Origin of the sequence: Chitinophaga rupis (assembly GCF_900109685.1) — a bacterium.
Lineage (GTDB): Bacteria > Bacteroidota > Bacteroidia > Chitinophagales > Chitinophagaceae > Chitinophaga > Chitinophaga rupis.
Genome location: NZ_FOBB01000014.1, coordinates 1 through 16,750 on the forward strand (window position 1 = coordinate 1; position 16,750 = coordinate 16,750).

Genomic DNA, 16,750 nt, shown 5'->3' on the forward strand with positions numbered 1-16,750 from the left:
GTAAATGGCATTTTAAAACATGAGTTTGGGCTGAAAAGGACGTTTAGCAACTATGGCGACGCCGTCAATGCTGTTGGTAAGGCCATCGACTATTATAACCGTGTCAGGCCTCATATGAGTTGTAACTATCTGACGCCCAATGAGGCACATACCAGAACAGGCCCTTTGGCCAAAAAATGGAAGCCAAGAAAAAAAACAATGAGTAAATTACCCTTGTAAAGCGCTCGCTGAAACAATCTACAACCTGTAAAGCCAATTCTGCATTCAATACGTCAACTGTAAGGTTTTTCTGTACTAAGACAATCCATCCCTTATAAGGGATAGCTTATATATGGCTCACATATAGCTTACATATGGCTTATATATGGCTTATCTGACAATCGGCGGGCAATAAGACGACAAATGCACCAGGGAACATCACCGTCCGCAAGCGGACACCAACCTGTGTCAATACCGGACAAGAGAAGCATTTAAAAGCAGGTAACCAGCTGATTATCAATAGTGTTAAACTCCGGCATTCAATTAGTAAGTCAAACACTATCTTACAAAGGGGAAAATAGCTGCATATGGTTAACATTCAACTCAAAACTACCTGGCGTAACCTGCTTAAGAACAAGTCACAGTCAGTGATCAATATTGCAGGATTATCGGTAGGCATAGCCCTGTCCATACTCATTGGTTTGCTGATATGGGATGAGCTGTCCTTTGACCAATACCATCAAAACCATGACCGTATTGCCATGGTAATGACCAACCAGTATGTGAACGGGGAAATACAAACCGGTGGTGATGAGCCTATGCAAATGGCGCCGGAGCTGCGGGTTAAGTACGGCAGCTATTTTAAGTATGTAGTTACGGCTACAGATCCTGCGGGTCATATCCTTTCCTACGGGGATAACAATCTTAATAAGAACGGCCGTTATATGGAGCCGCAGGCGCCGGAAATGCTTACCCTGCATATGCTCAAAGGCACGCGCGCCGGCCTGCAGGACCCTGCTTCCATTTTGTTATCCGCATCCGTAGCGAAAACTTTTTTCGGAGAGGCAGATCCCATAGGTAAGCTCATGAAAATTGATAACAAGCTGGATGTAAAGGTAACCGGCGTATATGAAGACCTGCCTGCTAACACCACCTTTTCAAACCTGGGTTTCATATCGCCCTGGGAATTATATGCCCAAAGCGAAGACCTGGCCAGCAAAGCAGGCTGGGGGAACCGCTGGTTCCAAACCTATGTGCAAATAGCGGATAATACGGATATGCAGCAGGTATCTGCAAAGATCAAAAATATAGGCCTGCAGAGGATGAACAGCGATGCTTTTCAGCCGCAGACGTTCCTGCATCCTATGAACCGCTGGCACCTGTATTCCAGGTTCAGGAACGGGCTGCCGGCAGGTGGCCGCATACAGTTTGTTTGGTTCTTTGGTATCATTGGCGGCTTTGTGCTGCTACTGGCCTGCATTAATTTCATGAACCTGGCCACGGCGCGTTCAGAAAAACGGGCTAAGGAAGTAGGCATCCGCAAAGCTATTGGCTCCGGCCGGGGGCAGCTGATCCTGCAGTTCCTGGGTGAGTCTGTACTTACGGCATTCATTTGTTTCCTATTATCCCTGTTGCTGGTAAGCCTTATCCTGCCCTGGTTTAACGGGATAGCAGATAAAAAGCTCAGCATCTTATGGGGGCAACCTATATTCTGGTTACTGTGCCTGGGTTTTACCCTGTTTACCGGCGTGCTTGCCGGCAGCTACCCTGCATTATACCTGTCGGCCTTAAAACCGGTAAAGGTCCTGAAAGGGCCTTTTAAGGCCGGGCGCTTTGCAGCGGTGCCGCGTAAAACGCTGGTGGTAATGCAGTTCTCCATTTCAGTAACATTGATCATTTGCACCATTATTGTTTTTAAACAGATCCTGTTTGCAAAAGACCGTCCTATCGGATTTAACCGCAATGGGTTATTAACCATGCGTATGATCACGGAGGAAACCCGTAAAAATTATCCTGCCTTCCGCGATGCCCTGCTGGAAAGCGGGGTGGTAACCAGTGTGGCACAATCCCAAAGCTCTGCTATGTATGCAGGCGTTACCAACATTGGATTTAGCTGGCGCGGTAAAGACCCAAACATGCAGGATGAAATTGTGACCATGGCCATTACCCCTGAGTTTGGAAAAACCATTAACTGGCAAATGGCCGACGGGCGCGATTTTAATAAGCTCTTTGCCACGGATTCAGCCGGTTTTGTATTAAACCAGGCCGCCGTAAAATACATGGGTTTTGAGAACCCGGTAGGAGAGATGGTGAATGCTTTTGGCCGCCAGTACCATGTAATTGGCGTGGTAAAGGATATGGTGATGCAATCTATGTTTGATCCGGTGAGGCCTACTATATTTTACCTGGATGCATTTAACAGGGTAAAGTTCATTAACCTGCGTATTAACCCTGCGCTGAGCGCCGGCAAGGCTGTGGCGCAGATAGAAACCATCTTTAAAAAGTATAATCCCGTTACGCCGTTTGAATATGCTTTTGCGGATGATGATTTCCAGGCCAAGTTCCAGGATGAGGAACGCCTGGGCAAGCTGGCCGCCTTTTTTACCATCCTGGCTGTTTTCATCAGCTGTTTGGGCCTGTATGGGCTGGCTGCTTTTGTGGCGGAACAGCGCACCAGGGAAATTGGCGTACGTAAGGTAATGGGCGCTACGGTGTTTAATGTGTGGTGCTTGTTATCCAAAGATTTTGTGATGCTCATTACAATTGCATTGCTGATAGCTATACCTGCGGGGTATTACTTTATGCATGGCTGGCTGCAGCATTATGAATACCGGGCAGCATTATCCTGGTGGATCTTTGCAGGTGTAGGCTTAGGCGCATTAGTGCTGATACTGGGAACGGTGAGCTTCCAGACTATAAAAGCAGCGATAGCCAACCCGGTGAAGAGTTTGAGAACGGAATAAAGTAAAAAGTAAAAAAGTAAAAATTAAAAAGGAATGCAGCGATACGGGTAAGCCTGATATTTAAAGTCTTAAACAAAAACGGGGCCGTCCCGAAAGTAACTGAGATGGTCCCGTTTGATATTTATCAGCCTCTCCTCATCGCATTAACTAAGCTTAATATCACGAATGTCTATCGATATGAATAATGGTTCCGGTTTTTTGGCAGTATTGTCTTCCTGCCTTAGATAAACATTTCTTTTAGTGGCAAATTTAACTCCCTGCACTTCCACATAGTCCGCCAGATAATGAGCTGTTCGCGCACCACTGAGAATTTCTACGTTATAATCATGCCTCTTTATCAATCCGCTGCTGTCTATATAAAAAGTTTGCACCGGGCCGTGGGTGGCCACTTCTTTCGGAAATGTAACCTGTAAACGTCTGAAGGTCTCGCCATCTTCCTCCCAGGGTTCCAGCTCTTTAAAACTGTACCCGGGATCTGCAAGACAAAATGGAACATTGAGATAATTCCACATCGCATAACCCGTGAAATAAGTTAATTGCAGCTTCGACCATGGAGTATTTGTTACATACCCCGAAAAAGTAGCACGTGGATCAAGTAACTCTTCTATCACTTCATTCCTGTTGTTGATGATAGCCACCTTACCTGGCTCATATGAATTATGCCAGTCCTTCTCAACGAATGGGTAAAAAGAGGTAAACTGCTTCCGGGTACTGGTGACGACATTTATGTTATCCATAATGCCGGGCACCTGCTTTAACGCCCAGGTTATGCCTCCAATTCTTAAGCTGGCGGATATGTTCTCAAATTTCCTCCAGTTGTTTAGTCCGCCATAAGCGTCTATCACAGACTCTAATAAGTTGCTCATTTTCATGTGTTTAAAACTTTTATTTCTCGCAGGGCAGTATTTGCACTTGCTATTTACAAGTGCAAATATACTATTATCTACTTGTATTTTGCAAGTGCAAAAAGATAAAATGAATAATAAACGCTTAACTTTGCACTTTCAAATTGCAAGTAAGATCCTGGGTTACGATCACATGAAAGAGATAAAAAAAAGGTCTGAATGTCCTGTTAGTTTCAGTCTTGATTTTTTTGGAGATAAATGGACATTGCTCATTATCAGGGACATTGTATTGCATGACAAGCATACGTTTGGAGATTTCCTTCAATCTGCGGAAGGCATTGCAACCAACATCTTAACGGATAGGTTAAAGATGTTGGAGGAACAGGGACTTCTTATGAAATATCCTGTTGCAGGTAAGGCAAGAATAGGTTATTGTTTAACCGAAAAGGGCGTAACCACTATCCCGATCGTAATAGAAATGGCACTTTGGGGCATCTCCCAAAACAATAGTGACCTAAAAAAAGAATTGACGGCGGCCCTTCGGAAAGACAAAGCCGGGGTGATCAGGCAGCTCACTTCGCAGCATATTCAGCTCTATCGCTTACATAAGTCCAATACCACATTAAATACCTGAAAGCCGGCAGAACCATCGCCAACAACCTATTGATGCGCAGCGGAATGCTATAAAAGTAAGGGCCGTCTCAATTCTTTTGAGACGGCCCTTTTCTATTATGAAAAAGTGTTGGCTTAGAACTGTTCTAATCCGCTGAAGAAAAAGCTGCCTTCAATAGCTGCATTCTCATCAGAATCAGAACCGTGAATAGCGTTACGGCCCAGGGATTCTGCAAATAATTTGCGGATAGTGCCGGCATCAGCATTCGCAGGGTTGGTAGCGCCGATCAGCTTGCGGAAATCTTCCACGGCATTGTCCTTTTCCAGGATAGCCGCTACAATGTGACCGCTGCTCATAAATTCCACCAGCTCCCCGTAAAAAGGACGCTCTTTGTGTACAGCATAAAATTCGCCCGCTTTTTCGGTTGATAACCGGGTCATTTTGAGTGCCACAATGCGGAAGCCAGCTCCATTGATCTTTTCCAAAATGGCGCCGATATGCCCATTGGCTACTGCGTCCGGCTTAATCATCGTAAATGTTCTGTTACCCATATGTTGTTATTCCAAGTTAAATTGTTTGTTCTGAGGTTCATTGTCCACCACAAGAGTTGGCAGTCAGCAGTGGGCAGTTGGCAGTCGACTGCTAACTGTCCACTGCCAACTGTGGACTATCGTCTAACGGGCGCAAAGGTAACCAGAATTTGTTTATCAGATAAATCCGGGACAAAATTTTGAAATTCTGCACCAAATAAAGAACTTCGCACTTCGTTTTAAATGAACGCATAACAATATTTTATCATCCGCTTATTCTTGGTATGAAGCCGATCGAGGAAATCAAGCCTTTGCTGGTAACCCCTAAAAAAGTGGTGATTACCATGCACCAGAAACCGGATGCAGATGCCATGGGTTCGTCTTTGGCCATGTATCACTACCTGCGTCAGAAGGGACATGACATCACTGTTATTTCACCTACTAACTTTCCGGATTTTCTGGCCTGGTTGCCCGGGGCCGACCTGGTGGTGGATTTTGAATCCATGCAGGACAAGGCCATGAGCGCACTGGAAGGGGTGGAGCTGTTATTTTGCCTGGACTTCAATGCTTTATACCGCACCAAGAACCTGGCGCCGTACCTGGAGCAGCTGAAATGTCCTAAAATACTCATTGACCATCACCTGGAGCCACAGCCTACTTTTGACTATGGTGTAAGTGATACCAAAGCTTCCTCTACCGCACAGCTGGTATATGAAACGCTTTATAAATTGGGAGAAGAGCAGTATATTACCGAAGAGATTGCGCAATGTATCTATGCCGGAACCGTCACGGACACGGGATCTTTCCGGTTCGCCTCTACCTCTGCCAGGGTGCACCGTATGGTAGCAGACCTGATGGACAGGGGGTTAAAGCATGAGATCATTCATCAGAACATTTACGACAATTTCCTGGAAAACCGCCTGCGCTTTATTGGCCACAGCCTGCTGCACCGGATGGAGGTCTTCTACGAATATAATACGGCTATGATGGCAATTCCCTATGCAGACCTGAAAAGGTTTGACCTGCAAACAGGGGATACGGAAGGATTAGTGAACTTTTTATTATCTATACAGGGTATTAAAATGGCAGCGCTGATCATAGACCGCCGGGAAGAGGTAAAGCTGTCATTCCGCTCCAAAGGTGATTTTGACGTGAATACCTTCGCCCGTAAATATTTTGAAGGCGGCGGCCACTTTAATGCAGCCGGCGGCAGAAGTACGGATACGCTGGAAAAAACAGTACAGCGCTTTATCCATGCTATGGAAGAGAACGAAGCATTATTACAGGATCATATAAAAGTTTGAGGGTACAACATCCTTCAGGCTTTGACCGTTAAAGACTGACCAAAAAAAATAAAGACAAATACCTACAGATGAAAAAAAACAATCAGTTACTTGTAGCAGCATTAGGCTTGTTCATGGCTAGCTGCGGTGCCGGTGGGCCCAAGAAAACACCAGGTGGTGTAGAATACACCGTACATAAATCGGGCAGCGGTGCACAGCTGAAGCTGGGCGATACGGTGCTGATGAACATTACCCAGCGCCTGAACGACTCTATCCTGGCAGAATCCCGCAAGCTGGTGGGTGCGCCTGTGCCGGTGCTGATCTCCAAATCAGTGAATAAATATGACCTGATGGAAGGATTAGCCCTGCTGAAAGAAGGAGATAGCGCTACGTTCATTATTCCCTGGGATTCTTTACCAGAGCCCCGTCCGCCGTTTGGTAAAAAAGGCGACAAGCTGAAGGTAACTTTTGCTGTAGAGAACAAATATTCTGCATCTACACAAACTGCCAAAGAAGAAAAGGAAATAAAAGAATACCTGGATAGTCATAAGCTGAACGCTACCAAGAATGCTGAAGGTGTATACGTATCCGTTAGCCAGCCTGGTACCGGCGATATGCCTAAACCCGGCGATACCGTGTTTGTACACTACACCGGTAAGCTGCTGAGCGGTAAAACCTTTGACTCCAGCCTGGATTCTACATTACGCCCCGGTATGCCGCTGGAACCTATTAAGTTCCCTATTGGCCAGGGTTTTGTAATTAAAGGTTGGGATGCTGGTATTGGTTCCCTGAATAAAGGTTCCAAAGCTACACTGGTAATACCTTCTTCACTGGCTTATGGCCTGCAGGGTAGCCCCCCGGCCATTCCCAGCAATTCTGTACTGGTATTTGATGTGCAACTGGTTGATGTGAAGCCAGGTAAAGCGCCTGCCGCTGCACCTGCTGCTCCCGGTAAGTAATATTCGGAAAGTTAATAGTAAAGGGCTGTCTCAATCTTGATTGAGACAGCCCTTTTAATTAATAATGAAGACTGGATAATTAATTAAAAAGAGGAATGGCGTTTACTTGAAACGCCATTCCTCTTTATGTTGCAATTATGGTAGTGCAGGGTAGTTGCCCCACGATTCTTAATTCTTAATTATTAATTAACTCTCCCCATCCACCAATACTTCATACATCTTGATCTTCAGCTCCTCCAGGGATACATCCTGTACCAAACGGCCGTCCTGCGCATAGGAAATAGTAGCGCGTTCTTCCGATACTACGATGGCCAGGTTATCACTATGTTCTGTGATACCTACGGCAGAGCGGTGGCGCAAACCAATACGGGTAGGCAGGTTGGGATTGTCGGATACCGGCAGTATTACCTTGGCGGCCAGGATCTTATTGCCTACAATGATCAGCGCCCCATCATGCAGGGGACTGCTTTTGGAAAAAATACTTTCAATGAGCTTGGCGCTGATGTTGCCATCAATACCAATGCTGCTGGCCGTATCAAACTTTACCCTGTGGGTAGTGGCAATCACAATGAGGGCGCCGGTATGGCGGGCAGAAAGGTGGCCCACGGCAGTGATCACTTCATTAATAATATTCTCCTCTTCGCGGTAGCTTTTAAACCGGTCCGGCATAAACAGCTTGGTAAAAAAACTATCCTTGCTCAACGGTGTTTTCTTTCCAAGTACCAGCAGGAACTTGCGGATCTCCGGCTGAAATATAATGATAATGGCAATGAGCCCTACGTTAATGAAGTTCTGTAAAATATTGGTGAGAATGGGCATGCCCAGCGCCTGTACCAGGAAGTAAGCCAGGTACACCATCAGCAGGCCCACGAAAATGTTGAAAGCCAGGCTGCCCTTTAATAACCGGTATAATTGAATAACCAGGAAAATTACGATCGACAGGTCCAGAATATTCAGCCAGTTAAATCTATATCCGTAAAATTGAAACATATCCATAATTGTAAAAATAGATTTTAGATCCCAGATTTACGATTTTAGATTTATATGTACTGCGCTGTTGCAACACTTTTTACAGGGAATGCATGTACTGCAGCAGCTTCACAGTCTCTGCCGCTTCCTTTACATCATGCACCCGCAGCAAATGTGCGCCCTGCTGTAAAGCCAGTGTATGGATCACCGTTGTACCGTTTAACGCGGCTTCCGGGGTAGTGTTTAACAAACGGTATATCATGGATTTACGGGATACGCCTACCAGCAGGGGACACTCCAGGATGTGGAACAGGTTCAGATCACGCAGCAGGGTGTAATTGTGGGCAATCGTCTTCCCAAAACCAAAACCGGGATCCAGGATCACATCGTTAATACCGGCGGCCCTGCATTGCGCAGTTTTCTGTATAAAATAATCCAGCACTTCCCGTACCACATTATCATACTGCGGATCTTTTTGCATGGTGGCCGGTGTGCCCTTCATGTGCATGGCAATGTAGGGTACCTGCAGGCGGCCGGCAGTTGCTAACATGTCCGGGTCCATTTCTCCGGCGCTAACATCGTTAATAATGGCAGCCCCGGCCTGCACGGTTTTTTCTGCCACGGCGGCGTAATAGGTATCCACAGAAATAATAGCTTCCGGGTAATGGTTAATGATGCCATGAATGGCTGGCAGCAGGCGGTCCAGCTCCTCCTGCGCACCAACAGTGACAGCGCCCGGGCGCGTGCTTTGGGCGCCCAGGTCCAGTATACGGGCGCCATTGGCCAGGTGCTCACCGGCTTTTTCTATTATATGCTGCAGGTGCCGGCTGCGGCTTTCTGCATAAAAAGAATCATCGGTAATATTAATAATGCCCATCACTACCGGAGTGCTAAGGTCTACCAGCTGACCACGGCAGGAGAGGGTGTAGGGTTGAATGTTCATCCGCACATTATTTTTTGTTACTTTGCCCTGCAAATTAAAGTTTCTTCCTTAATAAAGACAATGAGCAACACCTTAGCGCAATACCAGCAGGCCATCGGCACGTGTAAAGATATCTTCATTAAAAAAGCCAGGGACTACGGCACCTCCTGGCGGGTATTAAGGCTCATTTCCGTTACCGACCAGATCTTTATAAAAGCACAGCGCATCCGCAACATCCAGGAGCTGGGCACCCAGAAGGTGGAGGATCAGATTGACGGGGAGTTCCGCGGTATTGTGAACTACGGCATCATTGGTCTTATACAGCTGGGACAGCATGGCAATCCCTACCAGGACCTGCCGGTAGACGAAGTATCCCGCCTGTACGATGAGCAGGCCCGTTTTGTACAAAGCGTAATGGAAGATAAGAACCATGACTATGGCGAAGCCTGGCGCGATATGAGCCAGGAATCCTTTGTGGACCTTATACTTACTAAGCTGCTGCGCATCAAGCAAATACTGCGTAATGAAGGTAAAACGCTGATCTCAGAAGGCATTGATGCTAACTTCGTGGACATCATTAACTATGCGCTGTTTGCCCTGATCAAAATAGACGAAGCCGCACCCGCGGGCCGCCTTTGATCATTAATTATTCGCCGTTCCTTATTAATTCTTTAAATTGATCGCTGTCTTATAATTGCAGATATGAAGTTTATCCTGATCCTATTACGCATACTCGTAGGCGTACTCTTTATTTTTTCCGGCCTTATTAAGGCTAATGATCCGCTGGGGCTCAGCTATAAAATGGATGAGTTCTTTGAGGTGCTGCACATGACCTTTATGTCGCACTACTCCCTGGTGTATTCTGTAACCATGAACGTGTTTGAAATAGTAGCCGGGGTAGCGGTATTGCTGGGCTATCGTATGCGCCTGTTCTCCGTGCTGTTGCTGCTGCTCATCATTTTCTTCACCTTCCTTACCGGCTATGCGCTGTTCAGCGGCACCATTAAGGAATGCGGCTGTTTTGGGGATTGCATTAAGCTTACGGCAGAACAAACTTTCTATAAGGATGTTGCTTTGTTAGTAATGATCCTGGTGATCTTTGCCTACCGCAAACGTATACAACCGCTGTTCCCTAAAATGGCATCCAATATTATTATGGCGGCCGCGCTGGTATTCTCCTTCGGCGTACAGTGGTACACGTTAAGCCACCTGCCGTTTGTAGATTGCCTGGCATATAAAGTGGGCAACAACATTCCTGAAAAAATGAAAATGCCGCCGGGTTCTACGCCGGATGTATATGAAACCACCATGATCTACGAAAAGAACGGGGAACGCAAAGAGTTCACCATGGAAAACTATCCCTGGTCCGACAGCACCTGGAAATTTGTAGACCGTAAGGATAAGCTGGTGAAAAAAGGTGTTGGAGAACCGGGCATTAAGGATTTTATTTTAACGGATTTTGATGGCGGCAATCAAACCCAGGCCATTTTATCGGAACCTAAACCGGTATACCTGTTCCTGGTGCTGAACACCGCCACTGCCGGTAAAGGCTGGGATGCAAAAATGCAGGCGCTGCAAAAAAAGATGGAAGCCAATGAAGTATATATATACGGAGTTACCGGCTCCAGTAAAGAAGCCGTAGCGGCTTTTGAAAAGGCGCATGGCATCAGCTTCCCCTTTGTGCAAATGGATGGTACGGCTATTAAAACCGCCGGCCGCAGTAACCCCTGCCTTATTTTATTAGAGCAGGGCACTATTAAAGGGAAATGGCATTATAATGATATTCCTTGAGGGTCCATGGTCGATGGTCAATAGTCCATGGCCTATAACGTAATGTAATACATCATGGTACTGGAAGTATTCATCCAACGATCCATGCCATGGACCATTGACTATGGACCATGGACTTTTTTACCACCATGCACTACTTGCTAAAAAAAATATCATATGGTTTGCTGGTACTGCTGGGGGTAGTGGTATTAGTATTTGTGCTGTTCAATGTGCTGCCGGCAGATCCTGCGCGCCTGACCCTGGGGCAGCGGGCAGATGTGGCCTCCCTGGAAAATGTGCGCCGGGAGCTGCACCTGGATAAACCAATGCCTGTACAGTTCCTGCTATACCTGAATGATCTGCTGCCCATTGGCATTCACCCGGAGCAGGAAGCGCGCGATAAGCTGCACTACCTAACGTTACTGCATATATCCTCTTCCAAAATACTGGTACTAAAAACGCCCTACCTGCGCCGCTCTTACCAGGGCAAAAAAGATGTGTGGGAAATACTCATAGAAGCCCTGCCAGGCACCTTGCTGCTGGCATTGGCAGCTATGCTGTTTGCCACGGTGGCCGGTATTGCCCTGGGCGTACTCTCTGCCGTAAAACAAAATACCTGGATGGATACCAGCGCTATTTTTGCCAGTGTGCTGGGTATTTCCGTACCATCGTTCTTTGCAGGTATTGTGCTGGCCTACCTGTTTGGCTTTGTGCTGAGCCAGTATACCGGTTTGCATATGACAGGCAGCCTGTTCGATATGGATCCTTTTAAGGGCCGGGTGATGAATCTGCGTAACCTGGTGCTGCCGGCCATTACGCTGGGCATACGCCCGCTGGCTATTATAGTGCAGCTAACCCGCAGCGCCATGCTGGATGTGCTGAACCAGGACTACATACGCACGGCATATGCCAAAGGCCTGAAGCGTAGCGCCGTGATCTTTAAACACGCATTGCGTAATGCCCTGAACCCGGTGATCACCGCGGTTACCGGCTGGTTTGCAGAGCTGCTGGCAGGCGCTTTTTTTGTAGAATATATTTTTGGCTGGAAAGGCATCGGCAAAGTAACGGTGGATGCGTTGGAGAAATTTGACTTTCCCGTGCTCATGGGATCTGTGTTATTCACCGCCGGCATTTTTGTGATCATTAGCCTGCTGGCAGATGTGCTGTACAGCATTGTAGATCCCCGCATTAAGCTTTAATGTTTTATACGTGCCCTGGCCATTTCAAACACCGGCCGCAGGTCCCCGAACTCAAACTTTCCTTTCATCATCTCATATACCTGTTTCTGCTGCTCATTTAATTTCATATGCAGGTCCGGTTCACCATAATGCACAAAGCTGCTCAGCGGTTTACGGGTTCTTTCCCGGTTATGCTTTTGTTGTAATACAGGAGAAAGGTTGTCCCCGTTACCGGCATAGCCCAGCGCAATACCCACACAGGGCTGGTAGCCTTCCGGAATGGCAAGCTCAGTATACACTTTTTCATGGTCAATACCGGCGGCTTCGCAAACCTGCAGCCCTTCAAACACAGCCTGGAAGGTAAGGTTGGCTACAGCCAGCCCCATATCATGCCAGGCAAATACATTGGGCGCGCCATTGTGTTCAAAATACAGCTTGGTTACAGCTATCATCAGTACTGGTGCGGTTTGCGCCCAGGCCTGGTTATCTTCCGTAAAACAGTGTAAGATCTTTTCATACAGGGCGGCATCCGATTTAGTGGCTACTACAAAATGCCAGGGCTGCTCATTAAAGCAGGAGGGCGCCAGGCGGGCCGCTTCAAAAAGGCGGTTTAAAGTGTTGGAACATACCGGGGTGTCCCGGAAAGATTTAGGGCTCCAACGGTCCAGCAGCAGCGGATGTACGTTATGTGTGGTTGTGATCACGTTATTCATATGCAGTAATAATTGTTACTGCAAAGATCCGCCGCCGGGCAGCCCCTGTTTGCATACAATACCCGGGTTTAACTATACTTTTTTCGGATTTCGTCGCGGAAGTGTTCGGGTGTTTGCCCGGTATATTTCTTAAAAAAGCGGTAAAAGTAGGTGGCTTCATTAAAGTTCAGCAGGTAGGCAATTTCCTTTACACTATCTGTAGTATGTACCAGCAGGCGTTTGGCTTCCAGTATCACCCGGTCGGCAATAAGCTGGGAAGGGCTTTTACCGGTTTGTTTTTTCACGATCCCGCTCAGGTAACCGGATGAAAGGTTCAGCAGGGCCGCATATTCCCCGGCCGACTTTTGCTCCCGGAAATGCTGGTGTATAAGCTGTTGCAGCGTTTTCACAATACGGGCATCGTTGGAGAGCTGCAGCGTGGTTTCCCGGGTTTGCATCATACGGTTAATGCAGGAGAATAAAATATCCAGGTAGTTTTTAATAATGCGGTCGCTCATGGGCTGCGCTGCTTCAAACTCCGCCAGCATTTGCTCGCAAAGGTTTAGCAGCAGCTGTAATTCGGTTTCGTCCAGGTGCAGCTGGCCTTCCATCCATTCAATATTATCCAGCAGGGGATGGGGATGCACAAAATCTTTGGTAAAGGCAAGTACAATGCCTTTTACGGTTTGACCGGCATCCGGCTGCTCGTGCACATGATGCACCTGGTGAGGGCTGATAATGTTCAATGTATTGGGTGCAAGTGTGTACTCCTTAAAATCTATCAGGTGTTTGCCATGCCCCTGCTGTACAAGGGCCAGGAAGTAGAAGTTGTGCCGGTGCGGGCTGGCCACCCATTTCCTTTCATCATAACCGCTGCGCAATACCCGGCGTATGTTGAATTGTGCGGCAGGCTGCTGCTCCAGCTCCAGCGGGTAAGAAGGTATCTTTTGCGCATCCCTTGCCATAGCGGGTATGTTTGATCCGATGAGTACAAACATAGGATAAAAAAGTATTTAAAAGTAAGGGGGTGATTATCCTAAATTTGGATTGCATACTTTGGATGCCGCTTCTGGTTCACGTTTAACACAACAACAGCACACAAAAAGAATGGTATGGCTTGCCGATACCAGCATGTTATGAACGCAGGCGGGGCCGTTCTTCAACTGAGAGCGGGCCCGCCTTTTTTTTATAGTTGATAGTACTACGTCCTATTGTTCATATTCGCACACTCCCTGTTCCGTAACCGGACAAACCCACACCCTTCCCCGTACGTATATCATTGAAAATTAAAGGAGTATATTTCTGACCTGTTTTTTGTACGGCAGTAGCCAATCTCACAGTTATGATCAATACCAGCATTAAGCTCTCTTTCCGCGCATTATGGAGAAAGCGTTCTTTTTCCCTGATCAATATCCTGGGCCTGGCAGTAGGTATCGGCGCAGGATTGCTCATTTTCCTGGTGATCCGGCATGAAATGACCTATGATGATTACCAGACAAAACGCGACCGTATATACAGGGTGGTAACCAGCAGCATTAACCGCAGCAACGGGGAAGTAGGCTGGACACATAGTATGGTGGTGCTACCGCTGGCCAGTGGCCTGCAAAGAACTTTTCCCACGCTGGAAAAAGTGGCTACTATATGGGAAATTGGCGGCGCGCAGATCTACGTGCCCGGTAAAAACCTGTCTGACGAAAAGCGGTTTAGAGAAACCGGCGGGTTATTTTTTACAGAACCCTCCCTGTTTGATATATTGGATTTTACCTGGCTGGATGGTAATGCCGCCGGCCTCAAAGAGCCTAACACCGTGGTGCTGGAAGAGGGGATAGCCACCAGCTATTTTGGCAGCATCCACAATGCCATGGGCAAAACCATACAGCTATGGTCTTATCGTGTACCCCTGCGCGTTATAGGAGTATTTAAGAACCTGACGGAGCATACAGATATACCGCTGCGCATGGGTGTTTCCAACGCTACCCGCATGAACCTGATCGGCACTCCGCAGCAACAGGCAGAAGCTATGGACGACTGGCACTCCCTTGCCGGAAATTCCGCCTGTTTTGTGCTACTGCCCAAAAATGAAAATATAAAACGTTTACAGGCACAGCTGCCTGCATTTGTAAAGAATAATTACAAAGAGGATGAGGCCCACACCTTTACCACCACCAGGCTCACTTTCCAGCCGATGCGGGAAATGCACCTGGATAAACGTTTTGGTACCATCAGGGGCAATAGTCTTTCCATCAAAGAGTTATGGGCGCTGGGCCTCATTGGCATTTTTTTACTGCTGGTAGCCTGCATCAACTTTATAAACCTGGCCACTGCGCAGGCAGTTACCCGCGCCAAAGAAATAGGCGTGCGTAAAGTGCTGGGCAGCAACCGCCTGCAGCTGTTAAAACAGTTCCTGAACGAAACAGCCCTGATTACTTTACTGGCGCTGATCAGCGGTATTATACTAGCCCTGCTGTTTATACCGCAGCTAAACCAGCTGATGGGCAAAACACTGACCATAGACCTGTTACATAGCCCCTCCCTGCTGTTGTTCTTAATAACAACCGGCTTGCTGGTAACCCTGCTGGCGGGCTTTTACCCGGCCATGGTATTATCCGGCTTCAGCCCGGTAGCAGCCATTAAAAATAAGATCAGCGCCCGCACCGTGGGCGGTATTTCCCTGCGCCGGGGGCTGGTGGTGTTCCAGTTCATTATTGCGCAGCTGCTGGTAATAGGTACCCTGGTAGTGGTAAAACAAATGAAGTATTTCCGCCAGCAGTCCATGGGTTTTCAGAAAGAGGCCATTCTGCTGGTAGACCTGCCCAGCGACAGTACTTTAAAAACTAAATACCCTTACCTGAAAACGCGTATGCTGGAATTGCCGGGCGTTGCATCGGCTGCGTTGTGCAGTAACAGCCCTTCCTCCATATCCGGATATTTTACGGACGTGTTTTATAATAACGATGCTGAAAAACAGCCTTATAGCATAAAACGGCTGTTTGCAGATACCGGTTACCTGAACACCTTCAAAATGAGCATGGTGGCCGGCCGACTGCCTTTTGCCAGCGATACTGCGCGTGAGCTGCTGGTGAATGAAACACTGGTGAAAAAGCTGGGATTAAAGTCGCCGGAAGAGATCCTGGGAAAACTCATTGGTTTCAGGGATAACAGCCCCCGGTACCCGGTAGTAGGTGTGCTGCGGGACTTCAATAACAGCTCCTTACGGGATCCCATTCAACCCACAGTGCTTACATCTGATTATGATCAGTATGGCACGCTGGCGCTGCGTTTACAGCCAGGTGAAAAGATGGCGGCCACTTTGAAGCAGGTGCAAAAGACCTTTACAGAGGTCTATCCCACTTACCTGTACGATCCTACTTTTTTTGATGACCGGATCGGGCGGTTCTATACCGCAGAGGCGATGACCGCACAGCTGTTCAAAGTATTTGCCTTCCTGGCCATTTTTATTTCCTGCCTGGGCTTATATGGGCTGGTATCCTTCATGGCCGTACAAAAAACCAAGGAGGTGGGCATCCGTAAGGTGCTGGGCGCATCCGTGCAGCATATTGTATACCTGTTCTCAAAAGAGTTCACCTTATTAATAGGCATTGCCTTTATAATAGCGGCCCCCCTGGGATATTATTTTATGCAGGAATGGCTGTCCGGTTTTCACTATCATACCAGTATGGGCTGGGGTATTTTTGTACTCTCTGTTTTATTATCCATAGGTATTGCCTGGGTAGCAGTAGGGTATAAAGCCGTAAAGGCAGCCCTGGCTAACCCGGTTAAGAGTCTGAGGGCGGAGTAATTCAATGTGCGGGTGGGCACATTACCTTGTAAGTTTGCTTAGTTTGCCTTATCTTAGAGTGATCCACATTTACTCAGAATAAGCCATTATCTTTTAACACGGTATTCACTATTATATTGGTTACCGGCAGCATAAGCACAAATTTCACTACCGGCCGTATGGCCCTGTAAATCAGGCCAAAACATCCGGACGGTCAGCTTTTTAATAAAGTATAGTCTCCCCCGATTATAACTATGGTTGAAGTTTCC

15 protein-coding genes are annotated in these 16,750 nt (G+C 47.3%); 9 read left to right on the forward strand and 6 right to left on the reverse strand.

Annotated elements, in window-relative coordinates; genetic code table 11:
* Nucleotides 1-219: integrase core domain-containing protein (locus BMZ54_RS31775; RefSeq protein ID WP_143081208.1), on the forward strand; the 219-nt coding region annotated here is incomplete at its 5' end.
* 347 nt (nt 220-566) lie between these two features.
* Nucleotides 567-2,942 (forward strand): ABC transporter permease, encoded by a 2,376-nt coding sequence (locus BMZ54_RS31780; RefSeq protein ID WP_089921190.1) that lies wholly within the window; start codon nt 567-569, stop codon nt 2,940-2,942.
* Nucleotides 2,943-3,085: 143 nt separating this feature from the next.
* Here BMZ54_RS31780 and BMZ54_RS31785 read toward each other — a convergent pair whose 3' ends face one another.
* Nucleotides 3,086-3,808 carry a hypothetical protein gene (locus BMZ54_RS31785; protein WP_089921308.1) on the reverse strand — a complete coding sequence of 241 codons (723 nt, stop codon included), beginning with the start codon at nt 3,806-3,808 and terminating at the stop codon, nt 3,086-3,088.
* A 4-nt stretch (nt 3,809-3,812) separates the two neighbouring features.
* On the opposite strand from BMZ54_RS31785, the gene BMZ54_RS31790 reads away from it, so the two are divergent.
* Complete coding sequence (locus BMZ54_RS31790; protein WP_202909415.1) at nt 3,813-4,421, forward strand: winged helix-turn-helix transcriptional regulator; 609 nt, start codon at nt 3,813-3,815, stop codon at nt 4,419-4,421.
* A 113-nt stretch (nt 4,422-4,534) separates the two neighbouring features.
* On the opposite strand, the gene BMZ54_RS31795 is transcribed toward BMZ54_RS31790, so the two are convergent.
* Nucleotides 4,535-4,951: a nucleoside-diphosphate kinase gene (locus BMZ54_RS31795; protein WP_089921192.1), complete on the reverse strand. Its 417-nt coding sequence runs from the start codon at nt 4,949-4,951 to the stop codon at nt 4,535-4,537.
* 263 nt (nt 4,952-5,214) lie between these two features.
* On the opposite strand from BMZ54_RS31795, the gene BMZ54_RS31800 reads away from it, so the two are divergent.
* Complete coding sequence (locus tag BMZ54_RS31800; protein WP_089921194.1) at nt 5,215-6,234, forward strand: DHH family phosphoesterase; 1,020 nt, start codon at nt 5,215-5,217, stop codon at nt 6,232-6,234.
* Between the two features lie 68 nt (nt 6,235-6,302).
* Nucleotides 6,303-7,172, forward strand: a complete 870-nt coding sequence (locus BMZ54_RS31805; RefSeq protein ID WP_089921195.1) for an FKBP-type peptidyl-prolyl cis-trans isomerase — start codon at nt 6,303-6,305, stop codon at nt 7,170-7,172.
* Nucleotides 7,173-7,358: 186 nt separating this feature from the next.
* Here the strand turns inward: BMZ54_RS31805 and BMZ54_RS31810 are convergent, their stop codons facing one another.
* Together BMZ54_RS31810 and folP are read right to left on the reverse strand one after the other, a co-directional pair.
* Nucleotides 7,359-8,168 carry a diadenylate cyclase gene (locus BMZ54_RS31810; RefSeq protein ID WP_089921197.1) on the reverse strand — a complete coding sequence of 270 codons (810 nt, stop codon included), beginning with the start codon at nt 8,166-8,168 and terminating at the stop codon, nt 7,359-7,361.
* 73 nt (nt 8,169-8,241) lie between these two features.
* On the reverse strand, nt 8,242-9,084 hold the full coding sequence (gene folP / locus BMZ54_RS31815; RefSeq protein ID WP_089921312.1) for a dihydropteroate synthase: 843 nt from the start codon (nt 9,082-9,084) through the stop codon (nt 8,242-8,244).
* Between the two features lie 60 nt (nt 9,085-9,144).
* On the opposite strand from folP, the gene BMZ54_RS31820 reads away from it, so the two are divergent.
* The 3 genes from BMZ54_RS31820 to BMZ54_RS31830 all read left to right on the forward strand — a co-directional run bounded on the left by BMZ54_RS31820 (nt 9,145) and on the right by BMZ54_RS31830 (nt 12,032).
* Nucleotides 9,145-9,702 carry a DUF1599 domain-containing protein gene (locus BMZ54_RS31820; RefSeq protein ID WP_089921198.1) on the forward strand — a complete coding sequence of 186 codons (558 nt, stop codon included), beginning with the start codon at nt 9,145-9,147 and terminating at the stop codon, nt 9,700-9,702.
* A gap of 63 nt (nt 9,703-9,765) precedes the next feature.
* Nucleotides 9,766-10,854, forward strand: a complete 1,089-nt coding sequence (locus BMZ54_RS31825) for a BT_3928 family protein (protein WP_089921199.1) — start codon at nt 9,766-9,768, stop codon at nt 10,852-10,854.
* Between the two features lie 128 nt (nt 10,855-10,982).
* The gene (locus tag BMZ54_RS31830; protein WP_089921313.1) at nt 10,983-12,032 is read left to right on the forward strand and encodes an ABC transporter permease; all 1,050 of its coding nucleotides are present in this window, start codon (nt 10,983-10,985) and stop codon (nt 12,030-12,032) included.
* On the opposite strand, the gene BMZ54_RS31835 is transcribed toward BMZ54_RS31830, so the two are convergent.
* Both BMZ54_RS31835 and BMZ54_RS31840 read right to left on the reverse strand, forming a co-directional pair.
* Nucleotides 12,029-12,724 carry a nitroreductase family protein gene (locus BMZ54_RS31835; protein WP_089921201.1) on the reverse strand — a complete coding sequence of 232 codons (696 nt, stop codon included), beginning with the start codon at nt 12,722-12,724 and terminating at the stop codon, nt 12,029-12,031. The two genes, BMZ54_RS31830 and BMZ54_RS31835, sit on opposite strands and share 4 nt — an antisense overlap.
* Nucleotides 12,725-12,792: 68 nt before the next feature.
* Nucleotides 12,793-13,701, reverse strand: coding sequence for a helix-turn-helix domain-containing protein (locus BMZ54_RS31840; RefSeq protein WP_089921202.1), 909 nt, complete (start codon nt 13,699-13,701; stop codon nt 12,793-12,795).
* 344 nt (nt 13,702-14,045) lie between these two features.
* On the opposite strand from BMZ54_RS31840, the gene BMZ54_RS31845 reads away from it, so the two are divergent.
* Entirely contained in the window at nt 14,046-16,502 is a 2,457-nt protein-coding gene (locus tag BMZ54_RS31845; RefSeq protein ID WP_089921203.1) for an FtsX-like permease family protein, read from the forward strand.
* The last annotated feature ends 248 nt before the right edge of the window (nt 16,503-16,750 follow it).

Excerpts from the sequence above, each read along its gene's own strand:
- BMZ54_RS31780 (WP_089921190.1), top strand. The coding sequence starts at position 567 with ATGGTTAACATTCAACTCAAAACTACCTGGCGTAACCTGCTTAAGAAC.
- BMZ54_RS31800 (WP_089921194.1), top strand. The coding sequence starts at position 5,215 with ATGAAGCCGATCGAGGAAATCAAGCCTTTGCTGGTAACCCCTAAAAAA.
- BMZ54_RS31785 (WP_089921308.1), bottom strand. The coding sequence starts at position 3,808 with ATGAGCAACTTATTAGAGTCTGTGATAGACGCTTATGGCGGACTAAAC.
- BMZ54_RS31825 (WP_089921199.1), top strand. The coding sequence starts at position 9,766 with ATGAAGTTTATCCTGATCCTATTACGCATACTCGTAGGCGTACTCTTT.
- BMZ54_RS31835 (WP_089921201.1), bottom strand. The coding sequence starts at position 12,724 with ATGAATAACGTGATCACAACCACACATAACGTACATCCGCTGCTGCTG.
- BMZ54_RS31820 (WP_089921198.1), top strand. The coding sequence starts at position 9,145 with ATGAGCAACACCTTAGCGCAATACCAGCAGGCCATCGGCACGTGTAAA.
- BMZ54_RS31795 (WP_089921192.1), bottom strand. The coding sequence starts at position 4,951 with ATGGGTAACAGAACATTTACGATGATTAAGCCGGACGCAGTAGCCAAT.
- BMZ54_RS31830 (WP_089921313.1), top strand. The coding sequence starts at position 10,983 with ATGCACTACTTGCTAAAAAAAATATCATATGGTTTGCTGGTACTGCTG.
- BMZ54_RS31790 (WP_202909415.1), top strand. The coding sequence starts at position 3,813 with ATGTGTTTAAAACTTTTATTTCTCGCAGGGCAGTATTTGCACTTGCTA.
- BMZ54_RS31845 (WP_089921203.1), top strand. The coding sequence starts at position 14,046 with ATGATCAATACCAGCATTAAGCTCTCTTTCCGCGCATTATGGAGAAAG.
- BMZ54_RS31840 (WP_089921202.1), bottom strand. The coding sequence starts at position 13,701 with ATGTTTGTACTCATCGGATCAAACATACCCGCTATGGCAAGGGATGCG.
- BMZ54_RS31805 (WP_089921195.1), top strand. The coding sequence starts at position 6,303 with ATGAAAAAAAACAATCAGTTACTTGTAGCAGCATTAGGCTTGTTCATG.
- BMZ54_RS31810 (WP_089921197.1), bottom strand. The coding sequence starts at position 8,168 with ATGGATATGTTTCAATTTTACGGATATAGATTTAACTGGCTGAATATT.
- folP (WP_089921312.1), bottom strand. The coding sequence starts at position 9,084 with ATGAACATTCAACCCTACACCCTCTCCTGCCGTGGTCAGCTGGTAGAC.